The organism is Shewanella olleyana (genome assembly GCF_023283825.1).
GTDB classification, from domain to species: Bacteria; Pseudomonadota; Gammaproteobacteria; order Enterobacterales; family Shewanellaceae; genus Shewanella; species Shewanella olleyana.
The window spans coordinates 53,344-74,193 of the sequence record NZ_JAKILD010000015.1; the positions used below are offsets into that span (position 1 = coordinate 53,344).

Annotated in this window: 13 protein-coding genes; 7 read left to right on the plus strand and 6 right to left on the minus strand. The window is 41.6% G+C overall.

All coding sequences use genetic code 11. The features are described 5' to 3' along the window. Window positions 1-31: 31 nt before the first annotated feature. On the minus strand, window positions 32-463 hold the full coding sequence (locus L2735_RS12050; protein ID WP_248984945.1) for a DUF6491 family protein: 432 nt from the start codon (window positions 461-463) through the stop codon (window positions 32-34). Window positions 464-685: 222 nt separating this feature from the next. Beyond that, window positions 686-4,603 carry a S8 family serine peptidase gene (locus tag L2735_RS12055; protein ID WP_248984946.1) on the minus strand — a complete coding sequence of 1,306 codons (3,918 nt, stop codon included), beginning with the start codon at window positions 4,601-4,603 and terminating at the stop codon, window positions 686-688. Between the two features lie 558 nt (window positions 4,604-5,161). Here L2735_RS12055 and L2735_RS12060 point away from each other — a divergent pair. The 5 genes from L2735_RS12060 (at window position 5,162) to L2735_RS12080 (ending at window position 16,197) form a co-directional block, all read left to right on the plus strand. Next, entirely contained in the window at window positions 5,162-8,887 is a 3,726-nt protein-coding gene (locus tag L2735_RS12060) for a S8 family serine peptidase (RefSeq protein WP_248984947.1), read from the plus strand. Between the two features lie 464 nt (window positions 8,888-9,351). Next, on the plus strand, window positions 9,352-11,427 hold the full coding sequence (locus tag L2735_RS12065) for a winged helix-turn-helix domain-containing protein (protein WP_248984948.1): 2,076 nt from the start codon (window positions 9,352-9,354) through the stop codon (window positions 11,425-11,427). 189 nt (window positions 11,428-11,616) lie between these two features. Then, complete coding sequence (locus L2735_RS12070; RefSeq protein ID WP_248984949.1) at window positions 11,617-14,118, plus strand: alpha/beta hydrolase family protein; 2,502 nt, start codon at window positions 11,617-11,619, stop codon at window positions 14,116-14,118. 241 nt (window positions 14,119-14,359) lie between these two features. After that, window positions 14,360-15,385: a zinc-binding alcohol dehydrogenase family protein gene (locus L2735_RS12075; protein WP_248984950.1), complete on the plus strand. Its 1,026-nt coding sequence runs from the start codon at window positions 14,360-14,362 to the stop codon at window positions 15,383-15,385. Between the two features lie 185 nt (window positions 15,386-15,570). Next, a complete protein-coding gene (locus tag L2735_RS12080) occupies window positions 15,571-16,197 on the plus strand; it encodes a putative quinol monooxygenase (protein WP_248984951.1) in 627 nt (208 codons plus the stop codon). Window positions 16,198-16,209: 12 nt separating this feature from the next. Here the strand turns inward: L2735_RS12080 and L2735_RS12085 are convergent, their stop codons facing one another. Continuing rightward, window positions 16,210-17,157 carry a LysR family transcriptional regulator gene (locus tag L2735_RS12085; protein ID WP_248984952.1) on the minus strand — a complete coding sequence of 316 codons (948 nt, stop codon included), beginning with the start codon at window positions 17,155-17,157 and terminating at the stop codon, window positions 16,210-16,212. 344 nt (window positions 17,158-17,501) lie between these two features. Here L2735_RS12085 and L2735_RS12090 point away from each other — a divergent pair, with 344 nt between their 5' ends. Further along, complete coding sequence (locus L2735_RS12090) at window positions 17,502-18,056, plus strand: carboxymuconolactone decarboxylase family protein (protein ID WP_248984953.1); 555 nt, start codon at window positions 17,502-17,504, stop codon at window positions 18,054-18,056. Window positions 18,057-18,152: 96 nt separating this feature from the next. Then, window positions 18,153-18,806: a DsbA family oxidoreductase gene (locus L2735_RS12095; protein ID WP_248984954.1), complete on the plus strand. Its 654-nt coding sequence runs from the start codon at window positions 18,153-18,155 to the stop codon at window positions 18,804-18,806. Between the two features lie 140 nt (window positions 18,807-18,946). Here L2735_RS12095 and L2735_RS12100 read toward each other — a convergent pair whose 3' ends face one another. From L2735_RS12100 to L2735_RS12110, 3 genes are all read right to left on the minus strand, one after another. Continuing rightward, a complete protein-coding gene (locus L2735_RS12100) occupies window positions 18,947-19,249 on the minus strand; it encodes a hypothetical protein (RefSeq protein ID WP_248984955.1) in 303 nt (100 codons plus the stop codon). A 71-nt stretch (window positions 19,250-19,320) separates the two neighbouring features. Continuing rightward, window positions 19,321-19,995, minus strand: a complete 675-nt coding sequence (locus tag L2735_RS12105) for a haloacid dehalogenase type II (protein ID WP_248985002.1) — start codon at window positions 19,993-19,995, stop codon at window positions 19,321-19,323. A gap of 93 nt (window positions 19,996-20,088) precedes the next feature. Next, a complete protein-coding gene (locus L2735_RS12110) occupies window positions 20,089-20,685 on the minus strand; it encodes a TetR/AcrR family transcriptional regulator (RefSeq protein ID WP_248984956.1) in 597 nt (198 codons plus the stop codon). Between the last annotated feature and the right edge of the window lie 165 nt (window positions 20,686-20,850).

A 20,850-nucleotide genomic window follows, 5' to 3' on the forward strand; every position in this document is an offset into this window, starting at 1 on the left:
TTTAGCGGCTTATCTGGGCATCAAAAAACAGCTACTCTTTGCCTGAAAACGATTCAATTTTCTGACGAACTTGCTGTTCTTGCTCTTTACTCTCGATACGATAAATCTTCTTTATCTGAGTTCTAAATTTAGGATCGGTTCCTGTCGCCACAGTATCAAACCCTACGGTCACTTTTCCCATTCTTGAAGACACCAATAACGCCTGAGCAAACTTTAAATTACTATCAACGCCACTGAGCACTAGCAGGTAAGTCTCACGGGGACGGCTATCAACAAATACGGTGCGATTATCCATCGTTCGCCAACCATCCATTCGGAAATTATCAATAGTGTTCACTTCAGTTAATTCATCAAATTGATAAAGCGCTGCTTTTTGCTTGGCAGCTTCTGATGCACTGCAACCCGCAAGTAATAAGATGAAACCAGCCATAATCACTGTCTTTACTGCGTTATTCAGGAACATATTATTCACCTTCTAATGGCGTTAAATGAAACAATTACATTGAGTCATGATTAACTTAATCTAACAATTTGGTTAATAATAACTATAACCATCAAAGGGATAAATTAACTAATTAATTTTTAAAGACATAAATTATAGATATAAATTATAGATATAAATTAAAAATATAAAAAAGCCGCATCAGGGAAGTGATGCGGCGATTGGGAACACTCTTTTTAAATATTACTTACGGCGTCTAAATCCAAGCAAACCAGCTAGTAAGACTAAAGTGCCCATTGCCCCACCACTTGAATCAGACTTAGGCTCAGTTACTGGTTCTTCGACTTCTGGCTCAGTTACTGGTTCTTCGACTTCTGGCTCAGTTACTGGTTCTTCGACTTCTGGATCGGTTCCTGGCTCTGGCGTAACAACTTCTGCAACCATTGCAATCGTTGCAGTAGCTGCAACTGCCATTTTAGTACCATTGCTAACCGTCAATTCAACCACTGCGGTAGCATCAGCATCCACGGCTGGTAAAGTCACCTCAGTGCTTTGTGCTGTTGCATCAGCAAATGTCACTACAGGACCTGAAACTTGTGACCAAGCATAGGTCAGTTCATCATCCATATTAGGTGCTGTACTTTGTTCAGCGGATAAAGTCACCGTTGTTGACGCATCAGCTGTAAGTGCAACTGCCTCTTCACCGTTAATCAAGGCGACTGGAATACCTTCAAGCATCACTGGCGCTAAGGTTTCAGTGTTACTGATATCACCCATGGTATGCGAGACAGTGAAATCAAGTTCTTGAGACATCACTAGACTTGCAGTATCCATCGCTAGCACTATAGTTTGCCCTGCTTCATTTGCTGCCTGAACCACTTCCCATGCAATCATATCACCAGTCACTTCACCTTCATGGCTATCGCTATTAATGCTTAACCCTGTCGGCAATTGTGTTGATACAGAAATGGTTCTTTCCATATCAGTATCGTTATCTGCAAGTACGATAGACAATGTCACCATATCACCCGTATCAGCAGTTTCCACATCGATACTGCTTTGGACATAACTTGCATTACGGTACAACTCAATTGGCATTAATCCTACGTTATCGGGAACATCTACACCTGTGCCGATTTCAAGCACAGTCGTATATAAAGTGTCTGACTTAAGTTGTTTATTCCAGTTAAGCACTAAGCCAATATCTTCATCTCCAGCAACGGCGGGCTTAAAGTCAACAGTTACGCTTTCGTCATCTTTGCCAATAATCGCTATCTCAATAGTCACATCATCTTCAACATTAGAAGGTGCAGATGTGTCACCAAAATTATGTACAGCAACATAATATGAACCAGCCTCCGGGTCATTTATTTCACATGACTCAAAAGCTGTTTCGGTGGCGCTCATACATGTCAGAGGGTCCATTTCTCTAGCATTATCAGGCTTACCGTTATAGTTATCATCACGGCCAATATACAAATCCAGATCCGGTGACGTCGTATCTTTGATGCGCACCATAATTCGTTTAGTACTAGGCGTTATGTTAATCAACCTTGAGTAGAACTTATTACTGTCGTTATAGACATTGGTAGGCCAGTTAGCCGTATCAAAATCATCACGTGGAATACTGGTTTCAATCACTTCCACTTCAGCAAGTTCAAATACTCCTACCTGAATAGCGCTAGAACCAACAGTGACAACACCATTAATGTCAGCGCTGCCCTTATCTTGCCCAGTGGTTAGCATGACATCATCAGGGAAACTGCCCGCAACAAAAGTTCCTACTACTGGCATTTTTGATGTTGTCAGCGCAGCGTTCTCTGGCGTTAGCACTAAGTAGCCCATGCCATACTCAGAACCAAAGCCTTCCCCAATAGATGCAGTAACATCTAAAGTAATACTCTCACCCGCATCTAATGTAAAACTAGATGGTGAAGCTGTTATTGAAAGGCCTGCAGTGTCGGTCATATCACTGACTGACCAAGTTGACGCCGCAGTAGCGGTAAACGTTCGTGTCCAAGTACATTCCATCATGCACTCATTCATCAGTGCTGAAGGTAGATTTAAGTTTTCAGGTGTTCCCTCTAGAAATGGATCTGCGTTTACATATTCATCATATGTCACGTCCATAACTAAACCAGCGTTAAGCGCACTGGCAATACGTACACTACCTGCACCACCAGTAAACAAACTAGATGGCGTAATACCATCTTCCATTCGTGTATCGGTTTCTGCACTCAGCATTAACGCAGACTGCGCCTGTGCAGGGGTCCATTCAGGTTTTAACGCTGCTATTAACGTATAAGCACCTGCAATATGTGGGCTGGCCATTGACGTGCCGCTCATAAAGGCTGTTGGTGATTCAGTCCTATCAGCCAATTCTCGCCATGGCTGATATTCACTATTAGCAGCATAAATATCTACACCAGGCGCAGAAATATGCGGAGTTAGCCAGCGGTTCATTATCGACTCGGGGCCTCGAGACGTAAATGAAGCAGCAATATCCGCTTTTGATGCATCACTTTCAAGTTCAGATGTATTAAAGCTAGCAGTATGATCTGAACCTGAAGCTAACCAGTCGGTGAGTAGTGCACCTTGAGTCACATCTAGATGCACCGCAGGTAGTACATGTAAATCAGCAATTGTTTCACTTTCACTATCGACATCGATTAGCACAAGTCCTGCAGCGCCACCAGCAAGTACGTTACTGCCTTTAGCAACGCGGGCAATATCGCCGCGCTCACATACAACAATTTTTCCAGTCAGAGTATCCGCTTCAAACGGTTCTAAACAGCCAGCTTGACCGAAATTGGCTGCACTGACGATCGTACCTGAGACACCAGTCGTAGCGCCTTTACCAGTTAGATTTTCAAGTTGATAATCGCCGCCAGTAAAAGTGACTTCCTTGTCTGTGAAACCGCGATCATGAGTATAAGCAGCAACGGTCGTTAACCAGGGTGCGTTAGCTGGTGAACCAATTGTTTCAGCACCTGGGCCATCATTACCTGCAGCAACGGCCACGTGAATACCAGCCTCACGAGCCGCTAAAAATGCCAGTGCATCTGTGTCTCCCCAAGGATCGCTAGGTGCACCACCAACCGAGTAGTTGAGAACTTGTACACCGTTGGCAATGGCATGTTCGACAGCCAGTGCCGCCACATCTGGCCAACAGCCTGCATCAGCAACACATACTTGATAAGACACAATATTAGCGTGTGGTGCAACACCACTAATTTGACCAAAACTAAATTCGGCTTCATCACCTATAGCGTTATAAACCGCCACATCTTTAACGATATTACCCGCGGTGGTTGACGCAACATGCGAGCCATGACCGTTATGGTCAATACCAATAAGATCATCACCTTCAGGAGTATAATCTTCTAGCAGGATTTCACTAGCCCAAATACCAATCAGTTTGTCGTTACAATAATGAGCTAATTCAGAATCACTACAATGACCTAAATAATTGCCTTCACCTAATGGGTTCACGTGGTCATAACCATCACCACCAATATCAGCAAAAGATGCACTGGTATGGTTGATTCCTGTATCCAAAATCCCAACAATCACACCCTCACCCATGCTGCCCACACCCGTTGCTGAGCCATCCCAAACACTTGGTGCTTGAATATGTGCTGGTCCTGAATCGGTATTAAGGTGACGCAATTCAACTTTTTGAACACGCTTTACACCAGGGACACTTGCTAAGGTCTGCGCTTCTTTTTCACTGAGCTCAGTGCTGAAACCATTTAATGCTATTTGATAATCAGCATGTAGGGTTAACTGGCGGTTTAAACGCGACTTAGCTTGAGCAAGGGTTTTACTACGCTGACTATTCAAATATTGAATATATTGCTGACTCACAGCACTGGTGACATCTAAGGTGCCATTATTGGCTCTTTTATTAGAAGGGTTTGATAAAATACTGGTAGCTTTCAGTGAACCAGTTTCGCCGCGATAGGTAGCAAGCGGTTGGTCATCCAGCAACACTATATAGAGGTTTTCGATATTACGTGGCTTGGTTGTTGTGGGCTTATTACTGCGCTGTCCACTGTCAGTATCTAATCCTCGAGTATCGACAACATTAGCATTCAATGCTGGAGAAAATGCGAGCGTTAACGCTGCTGCAATTAAGCTTTTTTTATATATCGATGTCACGGTATCTTCCTCGTTCTAATTATTATATATCTCGATTTTTAACCTGCTGTAATCAACAAACTGTGCTGCAACAGATTGCAACTTAATGCTGCATAAACGATGTCTATATCCTTGATACTCGAAAGTTTCATTCACTGGCAAATATACAATGACTATTCAGTTTCACTTAAGCTTCAATTTTATTTCAATTCCTTTAATTTCAATAGATTACGAAAACAACCTGTATCTAAATGTATCCTTCACGAACGATTCATCCATTTCACTCGATATAGCAAAGAATAATGACAAAATGATGATTCACCTTCAGAGGCCACTCAACAAATAAAGACTTTATCTTACTGTTTTTAAAGCAAATGAAATTTTATTGAAAGATAAAAGAAACAAAATCAACAGCCATTCCCTTGAGCTTTCATCCCATATCAATGAAAACCTTATGTACGAGTCCTTAAGTACAAGTGTTGAGCAGATTAATTTTGACACTGAGTAAACGAAGGAGTGAAAAGACTCAAGTAAACCAAAAACAATAAAACGATAAAACGATAAATTTAAGGGAACCCTATGTCATTTAAGAAATCAAAATTAGCGACATGTATTGCACTCGCATCAATCATGCCTGTCGCCGCTTATGCAGCAACTCAATCAGATGTACTTACTAGTTATTCAGCTTCTACACAACAAACCGAGAGTGCCACTTTATTTGTATACTTATCTGATAAAGGCTCGTTAACTAAAGCAACAATCAACAATAAAACTAAGTTTGCTGAAAGCTTAAAACAAGTTGAAGCTAGCCAGCAAAGCGTGATCAATAACATCATGGCACTCGATGGCAATATTAAAACCCTTCCAGGGTCAAAACTGGTAGGCAACTTTATCCGAGTACAAGCTAATAGCAGCTACATCGACAAAATTAAACAACTTCCAGGTGTTCAAGCCGTGGTAATGGAAGCTGCTCCAATCAAAGTCCCAACCAATGCCCTTCGTACAGCAACTTCATCAAATACTAAAAGTGTTGCTGCTGCGCCTGAATTATCTGACGATATGACCGCGGGCGAGGGAGTTAAAGTAGCGATTATCGGTAGTGGTGTCGATTATACCCACATAGGGTTAGGTGGTGATGGAAGCGCTGAAAGCTATGCAACTGCAATGGAAAATTCCGTCAACTCTTTTGATGGGTTCCCAACTGAAGTAGTTGTTGAAGGTATGGATTTATCAAGTGATGCAGGCTGGGGACTGGACCCAAACCCAATTGATCAAAATATCTACTTTACCCGCGAGTACGACGGCGCGACTCATAACACAGGCCATGGAACTCGTTTAGCCAGTGTGGTGCACGCACTTGCACCTGCAGCAAAAATAGCCGCATACAAAACCAGTAATGTGTCAGACCCATATGGTTACGGGTACAACCTTTCAAGCGAATCCTCAAGCAGCTTTATGATGGCTCTTGAGTACGCACTTGATCCAAACCAAGACGGTAGCTTTGATGACAGAGCTGATATTATTGTGGTTGATGCATTAGGCGGAAATGCCTTTTATGCAGAACACGATGATGGTGTATCCGCCCCAATAATTGAAGCTTATGCTATTGAAATGGCATCGGCACTTGGCAGTTTAGTTGTAGTGAATGCCGGTGATGGTGGCGATTGGTACGATAATAATTTTAATATGACATGGCGCGGCGCAGCCCCTAGCGCAATGACTGTCGGCGGAATAAAAGCAGATACTGACGGCAATATGATGGTGACAGAAAGCACCCCATATGGTCCTGTACGTGGCGCATCTGGTTACAGCAAACCGGATATGGTGAGTTATGCAGAAGAAGTTGACGTAGCTGTTGTAGGCGGCGGTGACGAAATGGCTACAGCATCTAACACTGTCTTGGCTGTGGCTCGTATGGCAGCAGCTGCTGCAATTATAAAATCTAAACGCCCAGAATTATCGATGGTCGAAGTTAAAGCACTATTGATGAATACTGCCAATAACGCCGTCATGGATCTTAACAATCAACAAGGCGAACTCACCTTAATCGGTAGCGGCGTTGAAAATGTCGACTCAGCGTTAGCTTCTGCTGCTGTCGCTTGGGAAAAAGACAGTTACCAGCCTAATCTTCACTTTGGTTTCACTGAAGGCACTGATACTCAGCGTTACATGAAAGAAGTGCAGCTGAAAAACTTATCAGATGAAGCCGTCACCTATCAAGTTGGCCTCAACAGCCTAGACAAAGAAGGCAATAAAGCATTAACTTGGGAGCATCCTGCAAGTATTAGCATTCCAGCTGGTCAAACTGTTGTATTCCCAGTCACTATGGTTGTAGATTTTTCAAAACTTGATAATTGGCCAATGAAAATGGGCAGTGACTTAACCATTGAAAATTGGCAGAAAATTGAGCTTTCAGGTCAGCTTCAATTGATGGCAGAGGAACAACCAACGCTTAATATCAATTGGTTAGCTAAGCCTCGTGCAACCACTGCTGTTACTCGCCACTTTGATACTTATGAAGAGTTATATGGCACTGAATTTACTGCTAAATTTAGTGAGTCAGCTGGGGCATATGCTCAACAATTTACTAATGACAGTGCCACTGAGACGACCTTTGCTGTATTCCCAGCAATGCACCATCAACAGCACATACCTGCAAGTAAAGTGAATACCCAAGGTAATATGCTAAACACTGTTGCAGGCGGAATTTACGATGATGCTATGTGTCCATCAGGTAAAAAAATGGTGGTAGCAGGTCATTTTTTTAAACCTAATGATGTAGGCATGGCTAATCATTTTGATAAAAGCGGCGCTAAACTTGTTTGGTGGAACACTTATCAAGAGCAATTTGTACTCGATAACGAATTAGATAAAGCCGTTAATGGCGATCCTTATCCATGGGATGAAGCAAGCCAAGTGGTCATGAGCGGTTACATTGAAGTAGACGAAAACGGCCAACCACATTCATACTTCACTGACTATAACAAAGAGTATGACTGGTCAGATCACTATGGCCGATATACTAAGTCAAGTTTACCAACATATGTTACAGGTCACGGACAAAACTTTGTCGCTCAATATTGTTTAGATGATTTATACCATGGCGATCAAATGGCAACCGTGGCAGACTTTGACCAAAACCAAGGTTGGATCTTTGGCACTGATAGAGATGCAGTAGCCAACCTTGGTGAACCCATTATCCTATTTAACCCAGTGCAATACGGTAAAACAACGACAACCACCCAATTCGACTGGATGACAGGAGAAATGGTAGAAGTTCAATCAAAAGGTGGTGGACTACCATTAATTTCTCGTCTTGTTGAAGAGGGCGAAACCAAAGATTACAGCCCAATGATCACTTTAGCTGCTGGCGAAACTGCAGAGCTTGCCATGGCAAGTGAGTGTAATTTCCTGTTTGGTTTTGGCGCAGGTTGCGACAATGACGGCATGCTGATTATGAGCCTTGAAGATAACTGGGCAATGACTTCACCAATGGGACAAGGCGATTATAGCTTTATCCCTCACCCTAAAGATGGCCAAAGTCATACAATCGATGAAGATGCCGAAATAGGTGAAGTCGTTGCTCAAGTCGAACTTGACTCAGAAACCTTCTTTGCTAACGGTATTTATGAAGCAGAGTGGTCTGAATACTCACTTGCTTTGGCTAAGGCCATTCCTGGCGATCCATTTAGTGTGTCAAACACTGGTGAAATCATCGTTAACAACCCAGAGGCATTAGATTACGATGCGGGTAATATAAGTTATGAGCTTGAAGTGATTGGTAATCAAGGGCAGGTATATACTGCTGTATCTACCGTGACGATCCATATCAATAACGTCAATGATATTGCACCAGTGATGTTAGAGGAAATGCCAGCGGTCACAATGGCAGATCAACAAGCTGCAGAAATTGATGCTTCTATATACTTTAGTGATGTTGAAGGTGATGTACTCACCTTTAGTGCAACAGGTTTGCCTGAAGGGATTAGTATCGACAGTAAAACTGGCATGATAACAGGGATAGCAGCTGCGGGCGTTTACGATATTGTTGTGACCGCAGATGACATGGTCCATAAAACCGAAGCAAACTTTACCATGACGATTAATGACCCTGTTGCTGAGACTGAGCCAGAAATCGAAGAACCTGTCACTGAACCAGAAATCGAAGAACCTGTCACTGAGCCAGAAGTTGAAGCACCTGCGCCAGAGCCAGAACTAGATAATGACGATGATGGCGGTAGCTTAGGTTTCTTAAGCTTAACCTTACTGACACTTCTTGGTATGCGTCGTAAAGTGAAAAAGTAACTTAAATTAGTTTGTGCCTGCATTAATTCTAACAGGCTATGACTGAAGCAATAAAATAAACGCGCTAAGTGCATCAATGGCTTAGCGCGTTTTTATTTGCACTGACTGGCGTTCAAAGCACTGCATTCTAACCCATCCAATAGGTAAAAAAATTATCCTCACCTCAATGCAACACACTTTCCCCTACCCCCACCAGATACAAATTGAAACATAAATTTAACAAATGCAATTTTAAACTAAGACATTAAAATTAAAAGATAAAAAATACAATCCTGACAAAAATCGATATTTCGCAAATTCACAATTTGTTCACACAACCAATAAATCAGTTATGTTATCTGACAACTAACCATCAATGCCCGTAATGCATCGCTCTGACATTTACCTAATTTGAAACAAGAAAACACTACATTCAACTGAAAAAATAATAATTACAATAAAAATCAGGAGTTTATTCTGCAGCAATGATTTCACTTCCGCATCAACGTTACCAACTCGGTCAATGTGTCATTAATTGCTATGACATGACGATTACAGCGCAAAATAACACCGTTGCTTTGCCAGCAAAAGTGTTTGAGTTTTTGAAATTGTTGATCTTACATCCTGCGCAAACAGTAACGAAAGAACAAGCTATTGAACAAGTTTGGCACGGTAATGTTGAGGTAGGGAAACGAGGTACCGGTAATGCCATCTGGCAACTGAGGAAATCATTTTCAGAATTAGGTGAGCAACCTGAAGACTATTTTAAAACCGTCACTAAAGTGGGTTATCAATTATTAATTCATCCAACGCCTATCAGTCAGACAGTTATAAAAAACCAAAACAAAAGCGACAACAAAAAGCCTGCTTTTATGGCGCTCACCGTACTGTTTATCACATGCTTAGGTTTTTTTATTAGTCAAAAAGCCACAGAGTTAACCACTCCCCCGGCCAAAGTCAGCTTTACTCCTGAAAGAATAACCAATTTTGAAGGCGTCGAAGAGCGAGCGGCGATCTCACCGGATGGGCGTTTAATGGCTTTTCAATGGCGCCGCGAAGGCTCAAAAGGCCACTTATATATTAAAGACTTACAAGATAAATCTGCTCCGTTAAGACAAATATCCATGAGCAATGACACCGAAGCCGTACCTAGTTGGTCACCAGACGGGCAATCAATTGCCTACCTTCGTACCACCACAGACGATCAATGCTTTGTTCATGTTAGGGATCTCATTAGCAATCAAGATAAACAGCTCGATGATGGCTGTATCAGTAAAGGTTATTTACACAGTCTTGAATGGTCACCAGATGGGCAAAAATTAGCTTACTCAAAGGCTGATAACGATCGCTCTGTGATCCATCTATATCACTTTAATAATGCTGAAGTACAAGCGTTGACATCACCAAAGGCTGGTGAGCATGACTTAATGATGACATGGTCAGCTGACTCATCGCAGTTGGCAGTGATGCGCTCTCAAGAGAATATGATTGCCAAGATTATTTTACACTCGTTAATAGATAACAGTGCTGCAACCATTGTTAGTGATGAAACCTTAGTTATTGGTCTTGACTGGGAGCACAGTAATAACCAACTTTATTTTACCGCGCTCAGAGATGCTAATTTTGTCATTCAACAATATGATATTGAAAATAAAACGTTAACCAGTTTTCATCAAGATGAGACCATCAGCAGTATCACTGTCAATGAAGCCACTAACAGCCTTTATTATGCACGCCATATATCCCAAGAACATATCACCGATCGCTCGCTAAAGGACGGCAGTATTATTAGGCAGTTAATCTCATCTTCTCGCGATTTATATGGCCAATTTTTAGCGGCTACCAACGAACTCATTTTCTTATCAAACCGTTCGGGTAGTTGGGAGCTTTGGCTTAAACAGCAAAGTGGCAATGTCATGCTCACAGACAATATCGGCATGGTCACGATACCTGCACCTTCGCCTGTTGATTCACGCTATGTTGCCCCTATAAAAACAAATGGGCTTGAATATAATGAGCTATATTTGGGTGACACCCAAAACAATACATTACATAAAATAGACGCTGTAAAAGGTAACGTCCGCTACGCCGCTTTTTCTAATGATGGCAGCGGTGTTTACTATTCCTCATTTGTCGATGGCGATTGGGGGTTATACCGTTATGATTTAGAAAAGAATCACGCCGATTTACTACTGCAAAAAAATATCAAATACGCCATTGAAGATGACCGCAAGGGCATTTATTACACCCTTGATAACGTTTCAGGAATTTTTTACTGGAACACTCAAACCAACCAACATAGTAAGGTTAATCAAACCCTTAGAGCAAAAGATTGGGGTAGTTTTTTCTATCAAAGTAGCGCCTTATATTATTTAGAGCGAGGAGAAAAAAACGATCTAATCCAAAAACTCGACTCACAAGGTAACACCTCTACCGCCTTTAAATTACCCGCGATGAGTATCCGCAATGAGCGCAGCCTAGCATCAAGTAGAGAAGGCAGCTTGATTGTCAGTATGCAAGGGATTAATGACGCCGATATATACCGTATTCCACTTCAATAACTAAAGTTTGCCTCTCAAATAGCAAAAATAACAAACAGAATGTGTCAGTCATTACTGACACATTCTTTTGCAAATCCCCATTATCAATTCAGTAAAATCAGGTGCATGTCAGGATAAGATTTGACACACTGTAGGGCTAAAAATTGGGTTTATATTCAAGCACAGAATTAATAACAACAAGGATGCCCCATGAAAGCACTCTCTCTGGTTTGTGCCAGTATCGCTTTGGCGTTTTCGGGATTTAGCCATAGCGCTGAAATCGATAAAAGTCACATCAAACAATTTGGCCCCGTTGCCATTGCAACATCTCAATCGTTATCTGCTGGTAGCCACAGTGATGCACTAAGAGCCAATCTAGCAAACGCATTATCAACACATTCTGACATCGATATTTTCGGCAAGAGTTATCAGTGGGGCGAAGCTAAAACGACCTCTGAAGCAGGTTGGATTGGCTATAAAATTCAGCTCAGCGCTGAGCGGTTCACTCAAGGTACGTTAAAAGTTGCGGGCCTTAACAAGCCTCAGATTTACCTCAATGGTGTGCTATTAAAAGCAGCAGATGAAGCAGAGCTTGCATTGCAAAGCGGTGACTATCAGTTAATGATATTGGCCGATGGTAGCGATGCTGAAACTGAATTCAGTCTCGATTGGCAAGGTAAGTCAGATATTGATACCCCAAGCTTCACAGCCACTAAAACCCATCGAGTTTCAGCTGAACAGTTATTTGATTCAGAAGTGATCACCAGCCTTAACTTATCGCCTAATGGTAAATACTTACTGCAAACCAAAAGCCATTATCCTGCCAATAATGACGACAAACCAGTGAGTGTCACTGAGTTAGTCAACACCTCAAATAAAGAGGTCATGTATCGCTGGCAAGATAGTGCTCCAGCAAGCGCCGCATGGTCAAATAACAGTAAACAACTGGCATTCGTTGCAGACAAACAAATTCAATTACTCAACGTATCTGACATCAGTATTGATATCGCAGCGACTCAAATGGACAAGGTATCAGGTTTGCATTGGTACGGTGACAATTTGCTCTTCAGTTGGGAAAAGCCATTCAAAGCTGATGAGAAAGCCACTAACAAACGCTTTCAAGCACTAGAAGACAGATGGAGTTACTGGCGCAACAACAGCCAAATCTATTTATTGGATACCCCGTCAGGATTTATTCGCCAGTTAACTAATGGCAAGCTCAGCAGTTATTTACTTGATAGCAACGCAGACGACGGTAAGTTACTACTAACTCGCTCGCCAGTGGATTACAAAGAACCTGCCCATGGTTTAACTCAACTGGTTGAGTTAACAGTTAATGATTTAACTGAAACCATGATTGGCGAATACCGCACGTTTAGCTCAGCCACTTACACCGACGATGGCATGTACATCATGGCCGGTCCTGACTTCATGAAAGGATTAGGGGTTCAAGACCCGCAAGTTGTCGTCAATAACTATGACGGACAACTATATTGGCGCAGCGACAAAGGCGAAGTAATTGCACTGAGTAAAGACTTCGATCCTGCTATCGGCGGCGCAGCAAAGCTTAGTAATGATGACTTGATTTTGCGCGTCGGAGAAGCTGATCGCGGTCAATTATATTTATTTGATTTAAGCCGTAAAAGCTTTAAAAAGTTGAATGCTGGAATGGACATGGTTAATCGCTTTAGCGTAGCCAGTGACTTATCTAAGCCAGTTATTGCTTATGCTGGTACGTCAGCTACCGTGCCGCAAAAAGCCTACTTTATGAAGTCTGGTAAAAAGTCACTACTGTTTGATAGCCAAGCTGCCAGTTATGCCGACACTCGCATTGGTGATATTCAAGATTTTGATTTCACCAACAAGCATGGTCACAACATCGATGGCCGCGTGTATTTACCGGTAGATTTTGATGCTAACAAACAATACCCAGCCTTAGTTTATTACTATGGCGGCACGTCGCCAGTAACACGTAACTTCACCGGTCGTTGGCCATTTAACCTTTGGGCAGCTAAAGGCTATGTGGTGTATGTACTTCAACCAAACGGTGCAACAGGTTACGGCCAAGCATTCAGTGGCCGCCATGTAAACGCATGGGGTGACTATAGCGCTGATGACATTATTGAAGGCACTCAAGCATTCTTGAAGGCGCATAACTTTGTCGACCCTAAACGTGTGGGTAATATGGGCGCTTCTTACGGCGGCTTCATGACCATGTATTTAGCCACTAAAACCGATATTTTTGCTGCTTCTATGGCGCATGCAGGGATCAGTAATTTATCAGCCTATTGGGGCCACGGTTGGTGGGGGTACGGCTATTCAGGTGTAGCAAGTAAAGGCAGCTTCCCTTGGAATAATCGTGATTTATATGTCGAGCACAGCCCGCTGTACAACGCAGATAAAATCAATACCCCAATGTTATTGCTACACGGTAATGCTGATACCAATGTACCTGTAGGCGAAAGCCACTACATGTACACCGCCCTTAAGATGCTTGATAAGCCTGTAGAACTCATTGAGTTTAATGGCCAAGACCATCATATTAACGGCCGTCAAGCACGCTTTGACTGGTGGGATGCAACATTGGCATGGTTCGACTTACATTTAAAAGATGAGCCACAGTGGTGGAATAATCTCTACCCTGAAACAAAAAGTGCTGAGACTAAAAGTGCTGAAACAAAAAGTGCTGAGACTAAATCGACAGAAGGTTAATCTTCATCTTAGTCATCTTGAAAACGATAAATTAAATCGTTTATGAACAATAGCCCTGCTTAACCAAGCGGGGCTTTTTATGGACTGACAGATAGGATTAACTATCCGCCCTTTAAAGCCTTCCATATATCAACATCGTATTGCGGACTATTAACACCATAATAATTGGTGATTATGTCTCTTTTTCACGGTAACAAAACACGGCATTATGATTTAATCAAACAGACATTGGAGCCTCATTATGAAAGCCATCGGATATCAACATAGCCTACCAGTAACGGACGTTAACTCTCTGCAAGACATTGAATTAACAAAACCAGTAGCAACTGGACGCGATATTTTAGTTGAAGTAAAAGCCGTGTCTGTTAATCCTGTCGACTATAAAATTCGCCAAGACATGCCTGCAGAGCAAGACCAATGGAAAGTACTCGGTTGGGATGCTGCAGGTGTTGTCACCGCAGTGGGTGATGAAGTTAGCTTGTTTAAGATAGGTGACAAAGTTTGGTATGCAGGTGATATCACTCGCACAGGTAGTAACGCCGAATTTCAATTAGTTGATGAACGTATTGTAGGTAATATGCCTAATGCGCTTTCTTATGCTGAAGCGGCAGCCTTACCATTAACGGCCATTACCGCGTGGGAATTATTATTTGATCGCTTACAAGTGGAGCGTTCAAATAATCAAACCGCAAATGAAACAAACAAACGCATATTGGTGATTGGCGCAGCTGGCGGCGTGGGCTCAGTCATGGTGCAGTTAATCAAGCAGCTGACTAACCTTGAGCTTATTGCCACAGCATCGCGTCCAGAAACCGTATCTTGGCTTGAAGATTTAGGCGCCGATCATATTATCAATCATCGCAACTTACTCAGTGATGAATTTGCTGCTCAGTCTTTAGCAGAAGTGGATTATGTTGTGAGCTTAAACAACACCGAACAGCATTTAGTGGAAATCGAAAAAGTTATTAAGCCACAAGGTAAATTTGCCCTAATTGACGACCCGAAAACCTTGGACATCATGCCTTTCAAAATGAAGTCGATTTCGGTGCATTGGGAAATGATGTTCACTCGCTCATTCTTCCAAACTACTGACATGCAGGCGCAGCATGATTTACTTAATTCGGTTGCAACATTAATTGATGACAGCATTATAAAAACCACTGTGGGTAACCATTTTGGCAAGATTAACGCAGAAAATTTACGTAAAGCGCACCAGTTACTTGAGAGCCAAACCGCCAAAGGCAAAATCGTTCTAGAAGGTTTTTAATGCCTTCATTTTCAGACAATTAGCGCCACTTTCATTAGATAGGCTAATAGATAAGAATCATTAGGTTAGCGGCATTGCTGTGCCGCTAACCCTTTTATCATCAAAACTCCACTATTCATCACATTCATCTCCCCAATTTTTGTGACTGTAACACCTAATATATGAGCAGTAAAAAGGAACACACCATGTTAAATCAAATTGTAAAATTCACTGTAAAACCTGAATATCAAGCTGAGTTTAAAGCAGCACTGCTAGCCAATAAGCAAGGCACTGCAAGTGAAGCAGGCAATATTGAAATGAAATTGTTTGTTGATAACCAAAATCCTAATGTGTTTTTTGCTTTTGAGCGCTGGGAAAATCAAGCTGCTATCGAACATCATATGGCTATGCCTTACACCTCAGCCATGATTGCCTTATTTGAAAATTCACTCGAAAAACCACTGGAATTGTTCAATCTTGGTGAAACAACACCATTACCAGTGGCCCTAAAGCCCGCCAATCCAGAAGATGACGTGTTTGTTATCTTGTTTATTTTCAAAATAAACCCAGACATGCGCCAGCAATTGCTGACACAGTTTGAAGAGCACATTACTCAAACCCGTAAAGAGCCTGGTAACTTGCTATTTGATTTATATACCGTGGAAGACGACGACTCTACTATTGCAGTGTACGAGCATTGGCGCAAAGAATCTGACGTATGGGATATTCATTTCAATCAGCCCTATTCAAAAGTCACTGGTGCGTTAATGGAACAAGCAGTGATAGGCGATATGAATCAATACATGAATTTTGTGACTGAAATATCTCACTAAAATAAAATATTGCTACTTATAGAGTTTTTTAAAGTCTGGAATATGCTCAACCCAAAATGGCGGTGTACCGATATACTCTTGCACCGCCTTAATAAACTCACTCACCAATAGCGTTTGTTTACGATGCGGGTAAACAGCGTAAATCCCAGTATCCATAGTAGAAAGACCATAATTGGTCAGTAATGGCACTAGTTTTGATTGAGAAATGGGCTCTTCAAGGTTAAACAAATCTATCGAGCTGTAACCCAACCCGGCTTTCACAGCGTCAATCAATGCACGTACATCACTGACCTTATAATTACCGCGCATTTTATACATTTTGTACTGCTCACCATGGGGCGTCTCTGTCAAACACATTTGATCTAAACTGACATTACCATTGCTATAAATCACCGCCGGCAGTTGTACTAACTCCTCAGGGCTGGTCGGCATACCATGTTGCTGAATAAAACCTTCTGAGGCCACAATCGCAAAATGAGTTTTAGCAATTTTCTTAGCGATTAAATTCGACTCAGCCAATTTACCGACCCTAAAAGCCACGTCAAAATGGTCTGAAATAATATCCGTGCGCTTATCATCCAAAGACATGGTCACTTTTACATTCGGGTACAACTTCATAAACTTGGCAATCACAGGCTGTAAATACTGCTGACCAAAGTAAATAGAAGATGAAATACGAATAATACCTTTCGGCTCAGATTGATAAGAGTCAGCAATATTTTGAATCTGAGTGAGGGTTTCCATTAAATTCTGGGTTTGCTCTAAAATCTCTTCCCCAGCTGAGGTCAGCGAAAATGACCGTGTTGAGCGATTCAGCAATTGCACACCTAACTCAGCTTCCAGCTTCTTAACCTGTTTAGAGAGTAACGAGTTATCCATGTCATGCAACGCCGCCGCTTTCGTAAAGGAGCCTTGCTGAACCACATCCATAAAGAGGGCGAGTTGTTTTGTTAAAGACATGAAATACCGTTATAGAAGTCAGATTTATCACTAATAATGACCTATTTAAGTGGGATTAGGTAATAGATTTTACTCAGTGAATGGCAAAAAGTAGCCACCATAAAAATAACGCTTTAAATCAATACTATAAATATAAACCCAAAAACAATTGAACGAATGTTCAAAATACCAATTGAACGATCGTTCAACTTATTCTATATTATGACCATACCAAGCGGACAGCACCGCTAATTAACGCAGTAGCTGTTGATTTAAACAAGCAGTGATTGAAACAATCAGCGATGTAAACAGTCGATACTTATTGCCAATTTATTTATTACTTTAATGACTCGCCGGAGAGATAGATGAGCAAATTTACTATTCACAACTTAGAAACCGTTCCTGCAGAAAGTAAAGCAATGTTAGAGCAGTCTAATAAGGCTTTTGGTATGGTACCGAACTTACATGGTGTTCTTGCAGAATCTCCAAATACATTTGAAGCTTACCAAGTACTGCACAAACTATTTTCTGAATCATCATTTAATGCTGAAGAGTTAACGGTTGTATGGCAGACAATTAATGTTGAACACGGCTGTACTTATTGTGTTCCAGCACATACTGCTATTGCAGACATGATGAAAGTTGATAGCGCATTATCAGACGCACTAAGAAACCGTGAAGCAATGCCAACAGCAAAACTGCAAGCTTTACATGACACAACATTATTAATGGTTCGTAAGCGTGGCATGTTATCTGATGCTGAAATGGAAGCATTCTTTGCAGCGGGTTACGGCCAACAGCAACTACTTGAAATCATTTTAGGTTTGTCGCAAAAAGTGATCAGCAACTACGTTAACCACATTGCACATACACCGACCGATGCACCATTCCAAAAATTCGCTTGGGAAGACAACAAGTAAGACATTCTTAAAATTTGGATATCGTTTCAAACAGAAAGAGCCAAAACATTTTGGCTCTTCTTTTCTCGTTATTACTCATAAAAAGCAAGGTGTAACATGTCTAAAAAGATCAAACTCGACATCGTTTCTGACGTTGTTTGCCCGTGGTGCATTGTTGGTTATAAAGCGCTAGAACAAGCCATTGCTGAACTCGGTATTGAAGATAAAATCGAACTTGAATGGCAACCTTTCGAGTTGAACCCAGATATGCCAGCAGAAGGCGAAGAGCTGCGAGCCCATGTTGCCCGAAAATATGGTTCGAGCAGAGAAGACAGTGATCGTGCTAGAGCCAATATTACTGCTCGTGGGGCAGAATTAGGTTTTGAGTTCAATTTTGGCGAACAGATGCATATCGTCAATACTTTCGATGCTCATATTTTGTTGGACTACGCTAAGCAATTCCATAAACAAACTGAGCTAAAACTGAGATTATTTTCTGCTTACTTTACTGAACATAAAGATATTTCAGACCGAGCAGTGCTAGCGAATGAACTCACTAGCATAGGTTTAAATGCCGATGAAGCAATGGCTTTATTGGATAACCCTGAGGTGCAAAGCCGCATCAATATGGAAAAAAACCAGTGGACTTCGGCGGGTATTTCTTCAGTACCTACAGTGGTATTTAATCGCACTAGTGCGCTAAATGGAGCTCACCCTGTAGCGTCTTATAAGCAGGTTCTTGTTGAGTTATTAGCAGAAATTGAAGCCTGAATAATACTAAGCAGGTACTGTTAAAATAACTTATCGGTACCTGTCAATTTTTGCCAATCAATCCATTCTCTAAAAATATGCCAACTCGGCATAATTAACACGCACTAAAACGTTTCCAGTTTTTGTAGAGAGACTTCTAATTAGCATGACTCTTTATTCGGAGCTTCTATATTCCCTTCAATGCGATAACCGATTTTTTTCAGTCTCGAACTTGCCTTAATCTCATCATCAAAAACCTCTAAACAGGTTTTCAAAGACTCTTCATCTTTAGCATCTTCAAACGATAACAATAGCCATTGAATACCAACACTTTTTAGCTCACTTTGAGTGGGTTTCGAACTTATATAATCAAATAGCCAATTATTAAAACTCCGTTCGCTACCAGACAATTTGTAGACGAATATACAATAACCAATCACAAGTATATATTTTAGAATAAACATATAGTTCCTATATGATCTTTAGCCAGAGAGTAGATTACTTATGAGGCTTAAGTATCTGCTGGCTTTAATGACTAAGCTTTATCAATTTGACCATCAAGCGTAGATAAAGACGTTGCAATGCTTGTTGGTTCAATTTCCCAAGGATCAAAGATGGATTTAGGCGAACGTTGGATCCACGCCGCTTTCCATCCCGCAGATATCGCACCTGTCACATCAAATGGGTTACTGGAAATCAGCCAAGTATGACTTGCAGAGGAATGAGATTGCGTTAAAAAGTAGCCGTATATTTCAGGATTAGGTTTAAAGGTTTTAATTTCATCAGCACTCACCACACCTTCAAAAAATCCATCAATGTCTGCGGTTTTCAGTAAGGTTTCAACTGCATCTTTGGTGCCATTAGAGAACGCAAACAAGCGATAGCCTTGTTCTTTAAGCGCCGATAAAGCAGGCTTTACATCATCAAAGGCTGGCAATGTTTTGTAGCATGCCATTAAGTGACGTTTTTGTTCAGCAGACAAATTGATCTGATAGTACTGGCAGGTATATTCCAAAGCTTGGCGAGTACATTCAGTAAAGGAAACATAATTTTGCATTAAACCGCGGCGAAACGAATACTCTAATTGTTTTTCGCGCCAGCGGTTTGAAAAGTCCATGGCCTTATCACCCACCATGGACTGTAATTGAGTTAACACGCCATGGGTGGTAATTAACGTGCCATATACATCAAATGCTAACGTGGGTTTGATAGCTTGCTGTGTCATCCCTGCTCCTTGGCTTAACTTATCCCTCAACCATACTTAAGTTTCAAACCCACTTCGCTCGCTAACATCTGTGACAGATTAAGCGCGTCCGGCCAAGGGTGGATTGCTGAATATGGCTTCAATAAAGTCTTGAATGGTATTGTCGTCACTATTGGCATGGGCATAGGTGCGAATACCGATAATTTGCACTTGTAGGAAACGAGCCAAGGCTTGTGGCGTTTGGCTTGAATCTAGCTCGCCATTGTCTTGTGCTTGGGCTAATAATTTAGCAAATGCAGTTTCGACCATAATAAGCGATTGCTTAGCTTCTGCAAGTAACTCGGCATGCTCTTCGGTTAATTCAGCCACTGTTTTAACCAGCATACACATACCGCTTGGGGCATTCTGTTTACGAGATGAAATAGCACCTTCAACGAATAGTTTTAGTGCGGCAAGTGGTGAATCAGATTGCTCAACACATAAGTTTAACTGAGCAACACCCGATTGCGCATAGTGCTGTAGCGCCTCTTTGAATAACCCCTCTTTACTGCCAAAGCTTGCATAAATGCTACCAGGGCGCATATCTATGACTTCTTGCAAATTGCGCATAGATGTTGCGTGAAAGCCCTTTTCCCAATAAAGATTAGCGGCTTTTTGAATGGTTTCTTCACGGTTAAATTTGGCAGGTTTACTCATGGCAATCTCGTTTTTTCAATTTACATTTAACTGATATCCCGCTCATTTTGAGCACCCGTTCAATTATAGTTTGAGCAAGTGTTCAAATCTAGTTTTTAATGATAAAAAAAGCCTAACTTGAAGTTCAAGTTAGGCTTTATATTCAGAGGCCATAATAACGTAATA